General features: G+C 65.4%; 13 protein-coding genes. 6 read left to right on the forward strand and 7 right to left on the reverse strand.

Features of this window, described 5'->3' with window-relative positions:
- Window positions 1-30: 30 nt before the first annotated feature.
- The gene (locus GTP77_RS06705; protein WP_161071406.1) at window positions 31-2,355 is read left to right on the forward strand and encodes a penicillin-binding protein 1A; all 2,325 of its coding nucleotides are present in this window, start codon (window positions 31-33) and stop codon (window positions 2,353-2,355) included.
- 38 nt (window positions 2,356-2,393) lie between these two features.
- Entirely contained in the window at window positions 2,394-4,733 is a 2,340-nt protein-coding gene (locus GTP77_RS06710; protein WP_161071407.1) for a S41 family peptidase, read from the forward strand.
- On the opposite strand, the gene cyaY is transcribed toward GTP77_RS06710, so the two are convergent.
- The gene (cyaY, locus tag GTP77_RS06715; protein ID WP_161071408.1) at window positions 4,720-5,055 is read right to left on the reverse strand and encodes an iron donor protein CyaY; all 336 of its coding nucleotides are present in this window, start codon (window positions 5,053-5,055) and stop codon (window positions 4,720-4,722) included. The genes GTP77_RS06710 and cyaY overlap by 14 nt on opposite strands.
- 40 nt (window positions 5,056-5,095) lie before the next feature.
- On the opposite strand from cyaY, the gene lptM reads away from it, so the two are divergent.
- Together lptM and lysA are read left to right on the forward strand one after the other, a co-directional pair.
- Window positions 5,096-5,290 (forward strand): LPS translocon maturation chaperone LptM, encoded by a 195-nt coding sequence (gene lptM, locus GTP77_RS30560; protein WP_228894532.1) that lies wholly within the window; start codon window positions 5,096-5,098, stop codon window positions 5,288-5,290.
- Between the two features lie 8 nt (window positions 5,291-5,298).
- Window positions 5,299-6,576, forward strand: a complete 1,278-nt coding sequence (gene lysA / locus GTP77_RS06725) for a diaminopimelate decarboxylase (protein ID WP_161071410.1) — start codon at window positions 5,299-5,301, stop codon at window positions 6,574-6,576.
- Between the two features lie 117 nt (window positions 6,577-6,693).
- Here lysA and msrQ read toward each other — a convergent pair whose 3' ends face one another.
- From msrQ to GTP77_RS06750, 5 genes are all read right to left on the reverse strand, one after another.
- Entirely contained in the window at window positions 6,694-7,329 is a 636-nt protein-coding gene (msrQ, locus tag GTP77_RS06730; RefSeq protein ID WP_161071411.1) for a protein-methionine-sulfoxide reductase heme-binding subunit MsrQ, read from the reverse strand.
- A gap of 1 nt (window position 7,330) precedes the next feature.
- Entirely contained in the window at window positions 7,331-8,308 is a 978-nt protein-coding gene (gene msrP, locus GTP77_RS06735; RefSeq protein ID WP_161071412.1) for a protein-methionine-sulfoxide reductase catalytic subunit MsrP, read from the reverse strand.
- 206 nt (window positions 8,309-8,514) lie between these two features.
- Entirely contained in the window at window positions 8,515-9,840 is a 1,326-nt protein-coding gene (gene ccsB, locus GTP77_RS06740; protein WP_161071413.1) for a c-type cytochrome biogenesis protein CcsB, read from the reverse strand.
- Between the two features lie 33 nt (window positions 9,841-9,873).
- On the reverse strand, window positions 9,874-12,039 hold the full coding sequence (locus GTP77_RS06745; RefSeq protein ID WP_161071414.1) for a cytochrome c biogenesis protein ResB: 2,166 nt from the start codon (window positions 12,037-12,039) through the stop codon (window positions 9,874-9,876).
- A 125-nt stretch (window positions 12,040-12,164) separates the two neighbouring features.
- Complete coding sequence (locus tag GTP77_RS06750; RefSeq protein WP_161071415.1) at window positions 12,165-12,827, reverse strand: c-type cytochrome; 663 nt, start codon at window positions 12,825-12,827, stop codon at window positions 12,165-12,167.
- Window positions 12,828-12,980: 153 nt separating this feature from the next.
- Between GTP77_RS06750 and yihA the strand changes: the two genes are divergently transcribed.
- Both yihA and hemB read left to right on the forward strand, forming a co-directional pair.
- A complete protein-coding gene (yihA, locus tag GTP77_RS06755) occupies window positions 12,981-13,715 on the forward strand; it encodes a ribosome biogenesis GTP-binding protein YihA/YsxC (protein ID WP_161071416.1) in 735 nt (244 codons plus the stop codon).
- A gap of 23 nt (window positions 13,716-13,738) precedes the next feature.
- Window positions 13,739-14,740, forward strand: a complete 1,002-nt coding sequence (gene hemB, locus GTP77_RS06760) for a porphobilinogen synthase (RefSeq protein WP_161071417.1) — start codon at window positions 13,739-13,741, stop codon at window positions 14,738-14,740.
- A gap of 32 nt (window positions 14,741-14,772) precedes the next feature.
- Here the strand turns inward: hemB and GTP77_RS06765 are convergent, their stop codons facing one another.
- Window positions 14,773-15,666, reverse strand: a complete 894-nt coding sequence (locus GTP77_RS06765) for a cell envelope integrity TolA family protein (protein ID WP_228894527.1) — start codon at window positions 15,664-15,666, stop codon at window positions 14,773-14,775.
- Window positions 15,667-15,787: the final 121 nt, after the last annotated feature.

Genomic DNA, 15,787 nt, shown 5'->3' on the forward strand with positions numbered 1-15,787 from the left:
CGGACAAAATGACAGCGAAAGACAACGCGCATGAGCACTGCCCAACCCGGTACCGCCGCCCCTTCCCGTTCCAAGAAACTCCTGCTGACCGTGCTGGCCTCCGTGGTAGGCCTGGCCATGGTCGCGGTGCTGCTGCTGGTGTTCGGCCTGGCCATGGCCTACCCCAACCTGCCTGAACTGGATTCCCTGACCGACTACCGCCCCAAGATGCCGCTGCGCATCTTCTCGGCCGACAATGTGCTGATCGGCGAGTTCGGCGAGGAGCGCCGCAACCTGGTCCATATCAAGGACATCCCCGACGTGATGAAAAAGGCCGTGCTGGCCATCGAGGACGACCGCTTCTACGACCACGGCGGCATCGACTACGCCGGCATCCTGCGCGCGGCGGTGCACAACGCCACCGGCGGCGCGCGCCAGGGCGCCTCCACCATCACGCAGCAGGTGGCCCGCAACTTCTTCCTGTCCAGCGAACAGACCTTCAAGCGCAAGATCTACGAGATCCTGCTGGCCTGGAAGATCGAGAAAAACCTCAGCAAGGACCAGATCCTCGAGGTGTATATGAACCAGATCTACCTGGGCCAGCGCGCCTACGGCTTTTCCTCGGCCGCACAAATCTATTTCGGCAAGAATCTGAAAGACATTAGCGTGGCCGAGGCCGCCATGCTGGCCGGCCTGCCGAAAGCGCCGTCGGCCTACAACCCGGTGGTCAATCCCAAGCGCGCGCGCACGCGCCAGCAATACATCCTGGTGCGCATGCAGCAGCTGGGCTATATCACCGACGCGCAGTTCCAGGCCGCCAAGGCCGAGCCGCTGAAAGTAAAGACCGACAGCAGCGAATTCGGCGTGCACGCCGAGTACGTGGCCGAGATGGCGCGCCAGCTGGTGTACGAGCAGTTCAAGGAGGACACCTACACGCGCGGCCTGAACGTGTTCACCACCATCACCAAGGCCGACCAGGACGCGGCCTACCTGGCGCTGCGCCGGGGCGTGATGGAATACGAGAAGCGCCACGCCTACCGTGGTCCGGAAGCGTATATCAATATCCCCACCACCAAGGAAGAGGCGGACGACGCCATCGAGTCCGAACTGGCCGGCCACCCGGACAGCGACGACATCGTGGCCGCCATGGTGCTGCAGGCCACGCCGCAGAAGGTGACGGCGGTGACCGCCACCGGCGAGGAAATCAGCATCACCGGCGCCGGCCTGGAGATGGGCAAGTCCTGGCTGTCGGACAAGGCCGCGCCCAACAAGCGCATCCGCCGCGGCGCCGTGATCCGCGTCATGCGCGAGGAAAAGGACTGGGAAATCACCCAGATGCCGGAAATCGAATCGGCCTTCGTGGCGGCCTCCACCGAAGACGGCGCCATCAAGGCCATGGTGGGCGGCTTCGACTACAACCGCAACAAGTTCAACCACGTGACGCAGGCGTGGCGCCAGCCGGGCTCCTCCTTCAAGCCCTTCATCTATTCGGCTTCGCTGGAGCGCGGCCTGTCGCCGGCCACCGTCATCAACGACGCGCCCATCTCCTTCGACGCCGGCCAGACCGGCGGCCAGGCCTGGGAGCCGAAGAACTACGACGGCAAGTACGAAGGCCCGATGACCATGCGGCGCGGCCTGACCAAGTCCAAGAACATGATCTCGATCCGCATCCTGCACCGCATCGGCGCCAAGTACGGCCAGGAATACACCACCCGCTTCGGCTTCGACGCCGAGAAAAATCCGCCCTACCTGACCCTGGCGCTGGGCGCGGGCGCGGTCACGCCGCTGCAGATGGCCGGCGCCTACGCGGTGTTCGCCAACGGCGGCTACAAGATCGCCCCCTACCTGATCTCCAAGGTGACGGACGCCAACGGCAAGGTGCTGTCGCAGGCCAATCCGGACCGCGCCGGCGTGGACGCCAACCGCGTCATCGACGAGCGCAACGCCTTCCTGATGGACAGCATGCTGAAAGACGTGGTGCGTTTCGGCACGGCCACCAAGGCCATGTCGCTCAAGCGCACCGACCTGGCGGGCAAGACCGGCACCACCAACGATTCCATCGACGCCTGGTTCGCGGGCTACCAGGCCAAGCTGGTGGGCGTGGCCTGGATCGGCTACGACCAGCCTAAAAACCTGGGCAACCGCGAAACCGGCGGCGGCCTGGCGCTGCCGATCTGGATAGGCTATATGGGCAAGGCGCTGAAGAACATCCCCATCGAGGAGCGCGCCGTACCGGAAGGCATGATGGTGGTGGACGGCGAGTACTACTACGCCGAGAACCCGCCCGGCACCGGCGTGACCAGCCTGGAAGGCGCCACGCGCGCCACCCCGGCCGAGGAAAAAGCCAAGGACGCAGTGAAAAACGAATTGTTCTGACCATCGTTCCAACACATCGGACTGGAGACCGCCACCGCATGAAGCAGTTGCCCCGCTTGTTGTCCTCCACCCTGCTGGCCCTGTCCGGGCTGCAGGCCGTTCAACACGCAGGGGCCGCGGAGCTGCTCGCCGCAGCGGGCGCCGCCAGCGCCTGGCAATACCTGGACGCGGGCAAACCCGCCGCGCCGGACTGGAACAGCGCGTCGGCGGACATGGCCGCCGCAGGCTGGAAAACCGGCGCCGCCCCGCTGGGCTACGGGCGAACGGACAGCGCCAACACCACGGTCTCCTTCGGCGCCGCGCCCGAAGCCAAACCGATCACCACCTACTTCCGCCGCACGGTCAACGTGGCCGACCCGGCGCAAGTGGCCCTGCTGACGCTGGACCTGCGGCGCGACGACGGCGCCGTGGTGTACTGGAACGGCGTGGAAATCCAGCGCAGCAATATGCCGCCCGGCCCCGTCGGCGCGCGCACCACGGCGCTCAAGGCCATCGACGGCTACGGCGAAATCGAATACCGGCGCCACCTGGCGCCAGCCGCCGCCCTGCCCATCCGCAAGGGCGCCAATGTGCTGGCGGTGGAAATCCACCAGTCCGGCCCCACCAGCAGCGACATCGTGTTCGACCTGGAAGTGCGCGCCTACGCGCCGGGCGAAACGCCGCCCGCCGACCTCTACCCCGACACCTACGCGGCGCTGGCCGAAGGCAATGCCGACAAGGCGCTGAACCTGCTGCTGCGGCTCGATCCGGCGCGCGCGGGCTATGCGCAGCTGGCCATGGCGGGCGCGTCCGCCTTACTCGCCGGCGGCGGTTCCGCGCGCGACCCGCGCTACGTGCGACTGCTGGACCGCACCCGCGCCGCCGCGCCGGACGATATGGCCGTGGTGCACGCGTGGATACGCGCCCGCGTGGCGGCCCGCAAAGACCTGCCCATCCGCCCGGCGCCGCGCCCGCTGCCGGCGGCCATCGCCGAGCAGTGGCGCTTCATTGCCGACACGCCGGAGCGCACCGGCGGCCCCATGCTGCGGCGCGCCGACCTGCTGGCCGACGTGGACGACCTGGAACTGATACTGGAAAACTGCTATTCCTACCTGGAACGGCGTGGCGCCGACTACCGCGGCGCCCTGGACGCGCTGCGCGCCAGCATCACCACCGACCTCAACGCGGACACCTTCGCGCACCGCGTGGGCCGCGTGCTGTCCGTGTTCGGCGACCCGCACAGCCGCGTGCAGCGCATCAGCGAACCGCGCGCCGCCGTGCGCTTCGTCATGGACGGCGAACGCGTGGCCGCGCTCAAGTACGACCGCAGCGCCCTGCTCGACCCGGCCCATCCCTACGTTGCGGCCATCAACGGCCTGCCGGTGGCGCGCTGGCTGGCCGCCGCCGAGGCCGTCGTCGAACAGGCTTCGCCGCAATACCGCCGCGTCCTGGCGCTGGAACAGCTGCGCAGGCTGGGCATGGTGGCGCGCCAGCTGCAGCAGCCGGGCGGCGCGTTTGAGCTCACGCTGGCCTCGTCCGACGGCACCGAAGCGCGCCTGCCGGTCGCCCTGGAGCGCAGCAATCCGCCCGCGCCGCCGCAGTGGCCGGCCGGCGAATCCGCACTGCGGGCCGACAATCTGGGCTATCTGCGCCTGGCTTCCATGGAGCACGGCCCGGCCATGGTCAAGCAGATAGACGGCTGGATGGAGAAATTCAGCGGCACGCACGGCCTGATTGTCGACGTGCGCGGCAACGGCGGCGGCACCGTGGACGCCATCCAGACCCTGCTGCCCTGGCTGATGAAGCCGGGCGATCCCATGAAGATCATCAACGTGGCGGCCTACCGCATGCCGCTGGCCCTGCCCGAGCCCAACCGGGGCGGCTTCCTGGGCATGGAAGGGCGCGGCCTGTATCCGGCCGGCAGCCCGGTGTGGACGGCGGAAGAGGCGCAGCAGGTACGCGCCTTCCTGGCCGGCTGGCAGCCCGCGTGGCAGCCTCCGGCAGGCAAGTTCAGCGACTGGCATGTGATGGCGGTGCGGCCCGGGGACGGCGCGCACGGGGTCTACGGCAAGCCGGTGATCGTGCTGCTGGACGAGTCGTCCTTCAGCGCCACCGACACCTTCCTGGGCGCGCTCAAGGGCCATCCGAATGTGACGCTGATGGGTATGGCCAGCGGCGGCGGCAGCGGCCGCATGGCCGACTACACCTTGCCGCATTCCAGGCTGCAGATGCAGCTGTGCCAGATGGCGTCCTTCACCAGCACTGGACAGCTGTACGACGGCAAGGGCGTGCAGCCCGACGTGGCGATGCCGGCCCGGCTGAGCGACCAGCTCAGCGGCGGCGGCGACAGCGTGCTGGACGCGGCCGCCGCGCGCCTGCTGAAAACTACGCTGCGCTGATGACGACCGGGGCGCCGCCCTGGGCCGTGGTGATCTCGGACAGCGCGGCGAACAGCTCGGAGCCGTCGCGCGTGTTGATCCATTTGCCGTCGATGCGCTTGTAGTGGAAGCCGCCGGAACGGGCCGCCACCCACAGCTCCTGCATCGGCGCCTGGCTGTTGACGATGACCTTGGAGCCGTTGTCGATGAACTCGATTTCCAGCACATTCCCGCTGCGCTTGCATTCCACGTCCACCATGTCCTGGTCGTTCAGGCGGTCCAGCGCGGCTTCGATGGTGTTCAGGGTGGCGTCGGCCAGGGTCAAAAATTCTGTTTCGGTCATGCTACACTCCAAGCTCTCTAGTCAAACTGTGATTTTAATCGTGAAGTCCACATTAGCGCTGCAATTCACTGCGCTGGCCTGCACCGCCGCCCTGCTGGGCGGCTGCGGCCAGACCGGCCCGCTGTACCTACCCAAACAGCCCGCCAAACCCGCCTCTGCCAATACCCAGGGCAAGCCCGGCGTGGCGCCGCCGTCCGCCCCCGTGCCTTCGACTCCCCCCGCATCCCAACAATAAACTACTCCATGTCGCAATTTTCTTACCAGAACGGCGTGCTGCACGCCGAGGGCGTTTCGCTGAGCGCCATCGCCGAACAGTACGGCACGCCTGCTTACGTGTATTCCAAAGCGCAGCTGCTCGATAACTTTGCATCATACGCTGATGCCTGCCAGGGCCGCGACGCGCTGGTGTGCTACGCCATGAAAGCCAATTCCAACCTGGCCATCCTGGACCTGCTGGCGCGCCAGGGCGCGGGCTTCGACATCGTGTCCGGCGGCGAGCTGCTGCGCGTGATCGCGGCCGGCGGCGACCCGCAGAAGGTGATCTTCTCGGGCGTGGGCAAGAGCATGGAGGAAATGCGCCTGGCGCTGGAACACGACATCCTGTGCTTCAACGTGGAATCGATCCCGGAGCTGCACCGCCTGAACGACGTGGCCGGCAGCATGGGCAAGAAGGCGCGCGTGTCGCTGCGCGTGAACCCCAACGTGGACGCCAAGACCCACCCCTACATCGCCACCGGCCTGAAGGCCAACAAATTCGGCGTGGCCTTCACCGACGCGCTGGCCACCTACCGCGCCGCAGCCCAGCTGCCGCACCTGAACGTGGCCGGCATCGACTGCCACATCGGCTCGCAGCTGCTGGACGACGCGCCGCTGCTGGAAGCGCTGGACAAGCTGATTGAACTGATCGACGCGCTGGGCGCGGAAGGCATCCACCTGCACCACCTGGACCTGGGCGGCGGCATCGGCATCGACTACGGCGACGAGGAAGACGGCGCGCCGGTGCCGGTGGGCGACTACCTGGGCCGCGTGTTCAAGCGCATCGACGCCTGGCGCGCAGCCAGCCATGGCGGCAAGGGCATCAAGGTGATTTTCGAGCCGGGCCGCTCCATCGTGGGCAACACCGGCGTGCTGCTGACCAAGGTGGAATTCATCAAGCACGGCGAAGAGAAGAACTTCTGCATCGTCGACGCGGCCATGAACGACATGGCGCGTCCGGCGCTGTACCAGGCCTGGATGGACATGCAGCCGGTGGTGCAGGGCGACGCGCCGGTGGGCACGTTCGACGTGGTGGGGCCGATCTGCGAATCGGGCGACTGGCTGGCGCGCGACCGCGCGCTGGCGATCGCCCCGGGCGACCTGCTGGTGATGAAGACGGCCGGCGCCTACGGCATGACGATGGCGTCCAACTACAACACGCGCGGCCGCGCCGCCGAGCTGATCGTGGACGGCGCCCAGGTCCACCTGGTCCGCCAGCGCGAAAACCCGGCCGACCTGTTCGCGCTGGAATCGCTGATCAAGTAATGCCGCTGCGGCGGGTTACGGCGCCATGCGCCTAACCCGCCCTACGCATCGCCACCGCCCCTACCCTCGTAGGGCGGGTTAGCACGCAGTGCGTAACCCGCCAAGCGCCGCCACAGACTAAACCGATCCCACTGCCCGCGTATTGGCGGCGGCCTTGCTGCGCGCCCAGTACACGCGCACGGCCAGCAGCGCCAGCACGATCAGGCCGAACAGTATGGGCTGCGAGAAGTCGTGCTTGGCCGCTTTCATCCACCAGTAGTGCAGGATGCCCAGCGGGGCGATCACGTACACCAGCCGGTGCAGCCATTGCCAGCGCTTGCCGCCCAGGCGGCGCACCATGCCGTTGGTGCTGGTGACGGCCAGCGGTATCAGCAGCACGAAGGCGATGAAGCCCACCGTGATGAAGGGCCGCTTCAGCACGTCCTTCAACATTTCCTGCACGTCGAAGAAATGGTCGAACCACAGGAAGGTGGTGAAGTGCAGCAGGCCGTAGAAGAAGGCGTACAGCCCCACCATGCGGCGCAGCTTGAGCAGCCAGTTCCACTTGCTCAGCCGCCGCAGCGGCGTGACCGCCAGCGTGATGCACAGGAAGTACAAAGTCCAGTCGCCGGTGGCGCGGGTGATGTATTGCAGCGGCTCGACCAGCTGCCCGCTGGCCGTGAGCCAGACCAGCTTGAAAAACGGCAGCAGCGACAGCACGAAGGCCACGGCCTTCAGCGCGGTCACCTGCTTCGCGGTGGGATTGAAGGCCATGTCAGAAGAACTTCTTCAGGTCCATGCCGGCGTACAGCGGCGCCACGTCGTTGTAGCCGTTGAACATCAGCGTCTTGCGCTTGCGCACCAGGAAACCGTCTTCGCCGATGCGGCGCTCGGACGCCTGCGACCAGCGCGGGTGGTCCACGTCCGGATTCACGTTGGAGTAGAAGCCGTATTCGGACGGCGCGGCCTCGTTCCACGCGGTGCGCGGCTGCTCCTTGACGAAGCGGATCTTGACGATGGACTTGGCCGACTTGAAGCCGTATTTCCACGGCGTGACGATGCGCACCGGCGCGCCGTTCTGGTTGGGCAGCACGTCGCCGTACATGCCCAGGGTGAGCAGCGCCAGCGGGTGCATGGCCTCGTCCATGCGCAGGCCTTCGCGGTAGGGCCAGGTCAGCACGCGGCTGCCCACGCCCGGCATCTGCGCCTTGTCGGCCAGCGAAATGAATTCCACGTATTTGGCGTTGCCGGTCGGCTCCACCTTCTTGATCAGCTCGGACAGCGAGTAGCCCACCCACGGGATCACCATGGACCAGCCCTCCACGCAGCGCAGGCGGTAGACGCGCTCCTCCAGCGGCGCCAGCTTGAGCAGCTGGTCCAGGTCCAGCGTCAGCGGCTTTTTGATCTCGCCTTCGATGCTCACCGTCCAAGGGCGCGGCTTCAGCGTGTGGGCGTTGTGCGCCGGGTCGTCCTTGCCGGTGCCGAATTCGTAGAAGTTGTTGTAGGTGCTGGCGTCCTTGAACGCGGTCTGCTTGTCGAGCGCGGAGTAGGACGGGTTCAGCTTGGCGCCCAGCTTGCCGGGCGTGCCCTGGGCGAACGCTTCCCGCGAGGCCATTTCCAGCAGCGCGCCGCCGGCGATGGAGCCCACCGCCAGCTGCTTGATGAAACTGCGGCGCGACTCGAATACCTCGCGCGGCGTGATTTCTGACGAAAACGGCAACTCTATGCCGTTCGGGCTACGTTTGATCAACATGGCAACTCCGTGGTAAATGGGCTTCTGACAGCTCTGTCGGGCGGGACAGAGACAACCTTACACTAATCCCGATATTAATGAAGCTGGCCCCAAGGGGGAAGCGGGGATTTGTAGTGCTCTGTTTCGCCCTGCGCGGCGGATACACAGGAATACAAAAGCCCCCGGACGCAGGCGCGGCCGGGGGCTTGCGGAGGGGCTGCGGCGGCTTACAGCTTGCCGTAGGAATGCAGGCCGGACAGGAACATATTCACGCCCAGGAAGGCGAAGGTGGTCACCAGCAAGCCCACCAGCGCCCACCAGGCCGCCACTTTGCCGCGCAGGCCGGACATCAGCCGCATGTGCAGCCAGGCCGCGTAGTTGAGCCAGACGATCAGCGCCCAGGTCTCTTTCGGGTCCCACGACCAGTAGCCGCCCCAGGCTTCGGCCGCCCACAGCGCGCCCAGGATGGTGGCGATGGTGAAGAAGGCGAAGCCGGCCGAGATGGCCTTGTACATCAGGTCTTCCAGCGTTTCGGCGTCCGGCAGGCGCGCTGCCAGGCGGTCGCGCATCAGGTTGGTGACGGCGAACAGCACCACCAGCACGGCGGTGAAGCGGCTGGCGTTGACCATGCCCTTGATGACGATGTCGCCCGCGCCGGACACGAAGGCGATCAACCATGCCAGCGCCAGCAGCACCAGCGGCGCAATCACCAGCGCCTGCCACAGGACGCGGATTTTTTCATGCTTGAGCAGGTAGGCCCAGCCCACCATGGACGCCAGCGCGAAGGTGCCGTAGCCGATGAAGTTGGCGGGCACGTGGATTTTCATCCACCAGCTTTGCAGCGCCGGCACCAGGGGCTGGATGTCGGCCGCGTCGCGCGAGACGGTGTACCACAGCAGGAAGCCGACCGCCGCCGAAATCACCAGCAGCACGAAGGCGCCCAGCTGGCGCGTCTTGTAGTGGGCTTCGTAGTACAGGTAGAACATGGCCGTGATCAGCGAGAACAGGATGAACACTTCGTACAGGTTGGAAATGGGAATGTGGCCCACGTCCGCGCCGATCAGGTAGGACTCGTACCAGCGCACCAGCATGCCGGTCAGGCCGATCACCAGCGCGGCCCAGCACAGCTTGGAGCCGACCACGAAGCCCATCGAGGAACGCCCCGCCAGGCCTATCCAGTAGAACAGCGTGGACAGGAAGAAGAAGGTGCTCATCCACAAGATGGCGGACTGGCTCGACAGCATGTATTTCAGCCAGAATCTGGTGTTGGCGGCGTCCAGGCTGTGGTCGTACATGGCCACGGCCAGCAGCGCCAGCGCGAAGGCCAGCGGCATGAACCAGCGCACCGGCTTCCAGTGCCAGCCCAGCGCAGCGAAGGCGGGCGCGGCCGCCAGCAATATCACTTTTTCGTAGATGTCCATATAGGCGCCGTAGCGGTTCAGCGCGAACAGCGCGCCGCCGGCCAGCACCAGCGCGAACAGCCAGTCGAAGATGCCCAGGCGCTTGAAGTAGCCCGGCGTCTGGCTGTAGGTTTGGGTTTGTGTCATTTCCATAATGGTCTCCAGTACTGCTTTATGCCATGCAGCTTACGCCGATTGCGGCAGTTTTTCCTTCAAGTCTGCAAATTCCTTGTCGAAATCGAGGGTCTTGCGCTGCGTGCTCATGGCCATCAGCGCATGGGCGCCCGCGCCCTCCCCGCCATCCTTGATCCATACCCACAGGCGGCGCTCGCGGATGTAGAACATGGAGAACACACCCAGCACCAGGAACAGGCAGCCCAGATAGACCACGTTCTTGCCCGGCGACTTGGTCACCTGGAATACCGATGCCTTGACTTCGTTGAATTCGTCCAGCTGCAGGTAGACCGGGGCGCCGTAGAAGGAGGCGTCGGACAGCGCGTTGGTGGCCAGCTGCAGGAAGCGGCCGTGCAGCTCGTTGCCCTCCACCGGCGCCAGGCCGTCCTTCTCGCGCGCGGCCTGCCACAGTTCCCACATGCTGCCGTTCAGGATCTTCATGAAGATGTCGGCCGCCTTTTCCTGCTCGGCCGGCGGCACTTTTTCCAGGAAGCGCGAGATGGCCACGAAGCCTGCTGCCGTGCTGCCGTCCTTGGCGTCCCCGGCTTCGGCGCCGGCAAACATGTTCAGGCTGCGCGCGGACGACTGCTCCAGCTGGCCGCGCAGCGCGGCGCCGCCGGCGCTGGCGGCCGGGCTGGCAGCCGAATTGGCAACGCTGCCGCCGGCCGGCATGGCGCGGCGCGCATAGCGCTCGGCCGCGACGGCGCGCAGGGCCGGGTCCTGCAGCGCGGCGCGCAGGCGCATCCACTCCTTGACGGTGTGCTCGTCGTCGGCCGGAATGCGCAGATAGCTGAACGGGTCGCCCGGATTGGCGCGCACGCCGGCCAGGAACACCGTGGCGCCGTCCACCGTCACCGGCTGCATATAGTTCTGGAACTCGCGCGCCTGGCCGGTCTGGTCGCGCAGCTTGTACTGCACGCTGGGGCCAACGTTCTTCAAATCCTTGTTGTTGGCGTTCTTGGCCGCCGAACCGAGCTGCCGATCCAAACTGCGCAGTCCGCGCGCAAAGCCCTCTTCCAGCTTTTCGCCCTTGGCCACGCCGCGCGCGTCCTGGCTCGCCATGTTTTCCACGTTGAAGGGACGGAAGCCGGTCCACTCTATGCTGTATTCCTTGCCCAGCGGCGTGGCGGAATTGACCTCGCCCTCGACGTCGAAGCTGTCCTTGCCTGCGCCCGCCATGGGGTAGCCCTTGAGCTTGAGCTTGCTGCCGCCGTCCTCGAAGCTGGACTGGTAGACCGCCAGGCCCTTGTAGATCAGCGGCTTGTTCACTTCGATCACGGACTTGAATATCTTGCCGGTTTCATGGTCGCGCACTTCCACTTCGCTGGCGAACAGCTTGGGCATGCCGGTGCTGTAGAAGTCGATATTGAACTTGTTGAGCTTGATGGTGAAGGGCAGGTCCTGGATCAGCACGCCGTCCGCGCGCGGGATGATGGCGGTGTTGCTGGTCTGGCCTTCGGGAATGGCGGTGTTGGCGCGGTAGGTGGGATTGCCCAGGCCGAGGCGGTGCTGGGCCGGAATGTCGGCGATCACGCCGCTGCCCGCGAACGGGGTCTTGCCCATGAACCATTCCTGGAAGCGGATCGGCATGTCCGAGTCGAGCAGGCCGCCGATGCAGATCACCACGATGGCGGTGTGCGCGAAGATGTAGCCGAACTTGGCGCCGGCGCCGCGCTTGGCGGTCACCAGGGTGGCGTGTTCCTTCTCGACGATCTTGGCCTTGTAGCCGGCGTGGCCCAGGCGCTGCGCCATCTGCTGCGCCAGCGCGGCGCGCGGCAGCGGCGAGTTCCAGTCGTTCTTGTGGTGGAAATTGAGCAGCGACTGCTCGCGCACGTTCTCGCGCCAGCTGCGCATGTCCTTCATCATCTTGGGCGTGTTGCGCACGATGCACAGGGTGGTGGAGACCACCAGGAAGCCCATAATGCCCAGGAACCACCAGGCCGAATACACGGCGTACAGGCCGGCCTTGCTGAACACCTCGAACCAGAACGGCCCGAACTGGTTCACATAGTTCGACATCGGCTCGTTCTGCTTCATGATGGTGCCGATCACCGAGGCGATGGCGATCATGGTGAGCAGGCTGATGGCAAAACGCATCGACGACAGCAGCTCGACGCTTGCGTCGAACGCTGGCCGGCTTGTTTTCAATTTGATACCGGCGGTACTGGTGGTGCTCATACGGACACTATCTCTCAATGGACTGGCAGCAGAATACCAACAAAAAGGGCAGCCCGCTCACGCGGCCGCCCTCTTTCTGATATGCATTAGCTGATACGCGCCATATCGGCGCGGAAATACACAGATTACTTCAGGCCGGCCACATAATCGGCCACGGCTTTCATTTCGTCGTCCGACAGGCGCTTGGCGATGGTGCTCATCTCGGCGCTGTTCTTGCGCGCGTCGGTGCGGAAGGTGGTCAGCTGGGCTACCGTGTAGTCCTGGTGCTGGCCGCCCAGGCGCGGGTACAGCGCTGGAATGCCGGCGCCGGCAGGGCCGTGGCAGCTGGCGCAGGCAGGCACGTTCTTCTCGGCGATGCCGCCGCGGTAGATCTTCTTGCCCAGCTCGATGGTGTCCTTATTCTTCGCAGCGCCCGCTTTAGGCGCCTGGGTGCTCAGATACGCCGACAGGTTTTTCTTTTCGTCCTCGGTCAGCATCTTGGCGTAGGTGCTCATCACCGGGTTGCTGCGCGACGGCGAGGCGAAATTCACCAGTTGCTTGTACAGGTAGGCTTCCGGCTGGCCGGCCAGCTTGGGGTTGGCGGCAATGGTGGAATTACCCGACGCGCCGTGGCAGGACACGCAAGCCGGCAGGCCGCGGGCGTTGTCGCCGTCGGCATACAGGGTGGCGCCTTTGGCGGGATCGGCTTTGGCAGGAGCAGCAGCATGTTCGGCAGCCGACGCCACACCCGAAACGGCCAACACTGCGAGGAGCAAGGACTTTACCAACGGTGAAAACGCACGATTCATTCAAACACCCTGAGACTAGTGAAAAAAATGGTGGGACTGCGATGCATTATTTTTACTTGCTTTTATGCATAGCAACAATTCGTAACCCCTTATTGTACAATAGCTTTTCGCGCTTTTAGCTTTCTTTGTTGCATTTCTGCCCACCCCTTCCCCATGTCCAAACTCTGGCAAGCCCGCTTCTTTACCACCGTGAACCATTTGCGCGAACTGCCAAATACCACGGTGCCCGAAATCGCCTTCGCCGGCCGCTCCAACGCCGGCAAGTCGACCTCCATCAATATCCTGTGCAATCAGAAGGGGCTGGCATTCGCGTCCAAGACACCGGGCCGCACCCAGCACATCAACTTCTTCTCGATCGGCGGCGCCCACGTGGCGATGCACCGCAAGGACCCGACCAAGGTCGACGAGATCCAGGCCATGCTGGTGGACTTGCCCGGCTACGGCTACGCCGAAGTGTCCGGCAACACCAAGCTGTACTGGCAGCGCCTGCTGGGCGACTACGTGCAGCAGCGCGAGCAGCTCGCCGCGCTGGTGCTGATCATGGACTCGCGCCGCCCGTTCACCGACCTGGACATCCAGATGCTGGAATGGTTCGCCCCCACCGGCAAGCCCATCCACTGCATCCTGACCAAGGTGGACAAGCTCACCCGCAGCGAGGCGACCACCGTGCTGCGCCAGGCGCAAGCCAAGCTGGACAGCTACGTGGACGAGGACGGCGAAGGCTTCCCCTTCACCGTGCAGCTGTTCTCGGCGCTCAAGCGCGTGGGCCTGGAAGAAGCCACGGCCAAGATTGTCGAACTGGCCGGCCTGGCCGAGGACGACGCCGCCGCGCAAGCTGAACGCATCGATACGCCGGACGAGGAATCGGACGACGCATCGGAAGACTAATTACGCAAAGGACAACACCAGACATGGCCCACAACACGCCCTTCCCCGCCATCCGCATGCGCCGCATGCGCCGCGACCCGTTCTCGCGCGCCCTGATGCGCGAAAACGTCATCACCGCCTCCGACCTGATCTACCCGGTCTTCATCCTCGAAGGCGCGAACCAGCGCGAGCCGGTGCTGTCGATGCCGGGCGTGGAGCGCGTGTCGGTGGACCTGCTGCTGAAGGTGGCGGAAGAATGCGTGGCGCTGGGCATCCCCGTGCTGGCGCTGTTCCCGGTGATCGATTCCGCGCTGAAAACGCCGGACGGCATTGAAGCGACCAACCCGGACGGCCTGGTGCCGCGCGCCGTGCGCGCGCTCAAGCAAGCCTTCCCCCAGCTGGGCATTTTGACCGACGTGGCGCTGGACCCGTACACCAGCCACGGCCAGGACGGCCTGATCGACGAGCACGGCTATGTGCTCAACGACATCACCACCGACATGCTGGTGCGCCAGGCCCTGTGCCAGGCGGACGCCGGCGTGGACGTCGTGGCGCCGTCGGACATGATGGACGGCCGCATCGGCGCCATCCGCGCCGGGCTGGAGGCCAAGGGCCACATCCACACCCGCATCATGGCCTACTCGGCCAAATACGCCTCGGCCTTCTACGGCCCCTTCCGCGACGCGGTGGGCTCGGCCAAGAACCTGGGCAAGAGCGACAAGAACACCTACCAGATGGACCCGGCCAACAGCGACGAAGCCCTGCGCGAAGTGGCGCTGGACCTGCAGGAAGGCGCCGACATGGTGATGGTCAAGCCCGGCATGCCCTATCTGGACATCGTGCGGCGCGTGAAGGACGAGTTCAAGGTGCCGACCTTCGCCTACCAGGTCAGCGGCGAATACGCGATGATCAAGGCGGCCGCGCAAAACGGCTGGCTGGACCATGACAAGGTGATGATGGAATCCATGCTCGCCTTCAAGCGCGCCGGCGCCGACGGCGTGCTGACCTACTTCGCGCTCGACATCGCGCGCAAGCTCAAGGCATAAACCAAAACGGGGCGCTTCAGGCGCCCCGTTTTTTATCTGCGGTAGTTGGGGAAGAATTCCTTGAGCAGGAAGGCTTCCAGTTCGCCCTGGTACTGCTTGCCGGCGTTCATCGTGATGACCTTGCCCAGGCGGTGCGATTCCCACTGGAACTCGCCCGGCTTCTCTTTGCGGATCAGATCTATCATGCGGCGCACGATGGCCGTCTCGATGTCGATGTCCGTGCCCAGCTCCACGTGCACCTGCTGCGACCACTGGCGCTTGAAGTTCGTGTTCCAGCCGCGGAATTTGATGTCCGCGCTCAGGCCCGACTTGTTGACGATGGAGAAGATGCCGCCCGTGTCTTCCCGCTCGCCGGCCGCGTTGCGGCCCATGGCGCCCATGATGTTGGCGCGCGCGATGCGGTTGGCGCGGTCGGCATCGCTTTCCTGCGGCTCGGCCGCCGGCTGCGGATTGGCGTCGGCGCGGCGCTTGCGGGCCGCTTCCACGCGCGCCATCATGTCCTCTTCCACCGCCGGGGTCGGCGGCGGCTTCATCGTGGCCTGCACCGGCGGCACATAGGTCTCCAGCTTGGGCGGCGCGTTCTTGGCCACGGCCTTGCTCTCCCGGCGCGGCTGCGGCTGCGCTTTCGCGACTTCCGGTTTCTTGGGTTCGGGCTTGGCTTTCGGCGCCGGCTTGTCCTTCAGCGGCGCCACCCACACCATCTGCCCCTCCTTGGCGGGCGGCTTGATGGTGATCTTGTCCTTGGGCTGGAACAGGTAGTACAGCACGATCAGCAGGTGCAGCGCGATCGAGATGCCGACGCCGACGCGGTTGTGCTTGCGCGGCCCGCCAAAGCCGTAGCCGTCGGGACGGGGCAGGCGCTGGCCGCATGCTTCGCAATATTCGTGGCTATGGTCGGCCCCGTGGGTGTGGCTAAACTGGAACAAGATAAACGGACTTTCTGTACAAACACCCGAGAGAGAGCACCCAGCTTACCCGGACTCGGTCTTGATGGATGTTACCGTATGTATCACAAAGGTTGCGCTTGCGTAGCGACGGCCACGCGCC

Origin of the sequence: Pseudoduganella aquatica, from assembly GCF_009857595.1 — a bacterium.
Lineage (GTDB): Bacteria > Pseudomonadota > Gammaproteobacteria > Burkholderiales > Burkholderiaceae_D > Rugamonas > Rugamonas aquatica_A.

Excerpts from the sequence above, each read along its gene's own strand:
- GTP77_RS06705 (WP_161071406.1), top strand. The coding sequence starts at position 31 with ATGAGCACTGCCCAACCCGGTACCGCCGCCCCTTCCCGTTCCAAGAAA.
- GTP77_RS06710 (WP_161071407.1), top strand. The coding sequence starts at position 2,394 with ATGAAGCAGTTGCCCCGCTTGTTGTCCTCCACCCTGCTGGCCCTGTCC.
- cyaY (WP_161071408.1), bottom strand. The coding sequence starts at position 5,055 with ATGACCGAAACAGAATTTTTGACCCTGGCCGACGCCACCCTGAACACC.
- lysA (WP_161071410.1), top strand. The coding sequence starts at position 5,299 with ATGTCGCAATTTTCTTACCAGAACGGCGTGCTGCACGCCGAGGGCGTT.
- msrQ (WP_161071411.1), bottom strand. The coding sequence starts at position 7,329 with ATGGCCTTCAATCCCACCGCGAAGCAGGTGACCGCGCTGAAGGCCGTG.
- msrP (WP_161071412.1), bottom strand. The coding sequence starts at position 8,308 with ATGTTGATCAAACGTAGCCCGAACGGCATAGAGTTGCCGTTTTCGTCA.
- ccsB (WP_161071413.1), bottom strand. The coding sequence starts at position 9,840 with ATGGAAATGACACAAACCCAAACCTACAGCCAGACGCCGGGCTACTTC.
- GTP77_RS06745 (WP_161071414.1), bottom strand. The coding sequence starts at position 12,039 with ATGAGCACCACCAGTACCGCCGGTATCAAATTGAAAACAAGCCGGCCA.
- GTP77_RS06750 (WP_161071415.1), bottom strand. The coding sequence starts at position 12,827 with ATGAATCGTGCGTTTTCACCGTTGGTAAAGTCCTTGCTCCTCGCAGTG.
- yihA (WP_161071416.1), top strand. The coding sequence starts at position 12,981 with ATGTCCAAACTCTGGCAAGCCCGCTTCTTTACCACCGTGAACCATTTG.
- hemB (WP_161071417.1), top strand. The coding sequence starts at position 13,739 with ATGGCCCACAACACGCCCTTCCCCGCCATCCGCATGCGCCGCATGCGC.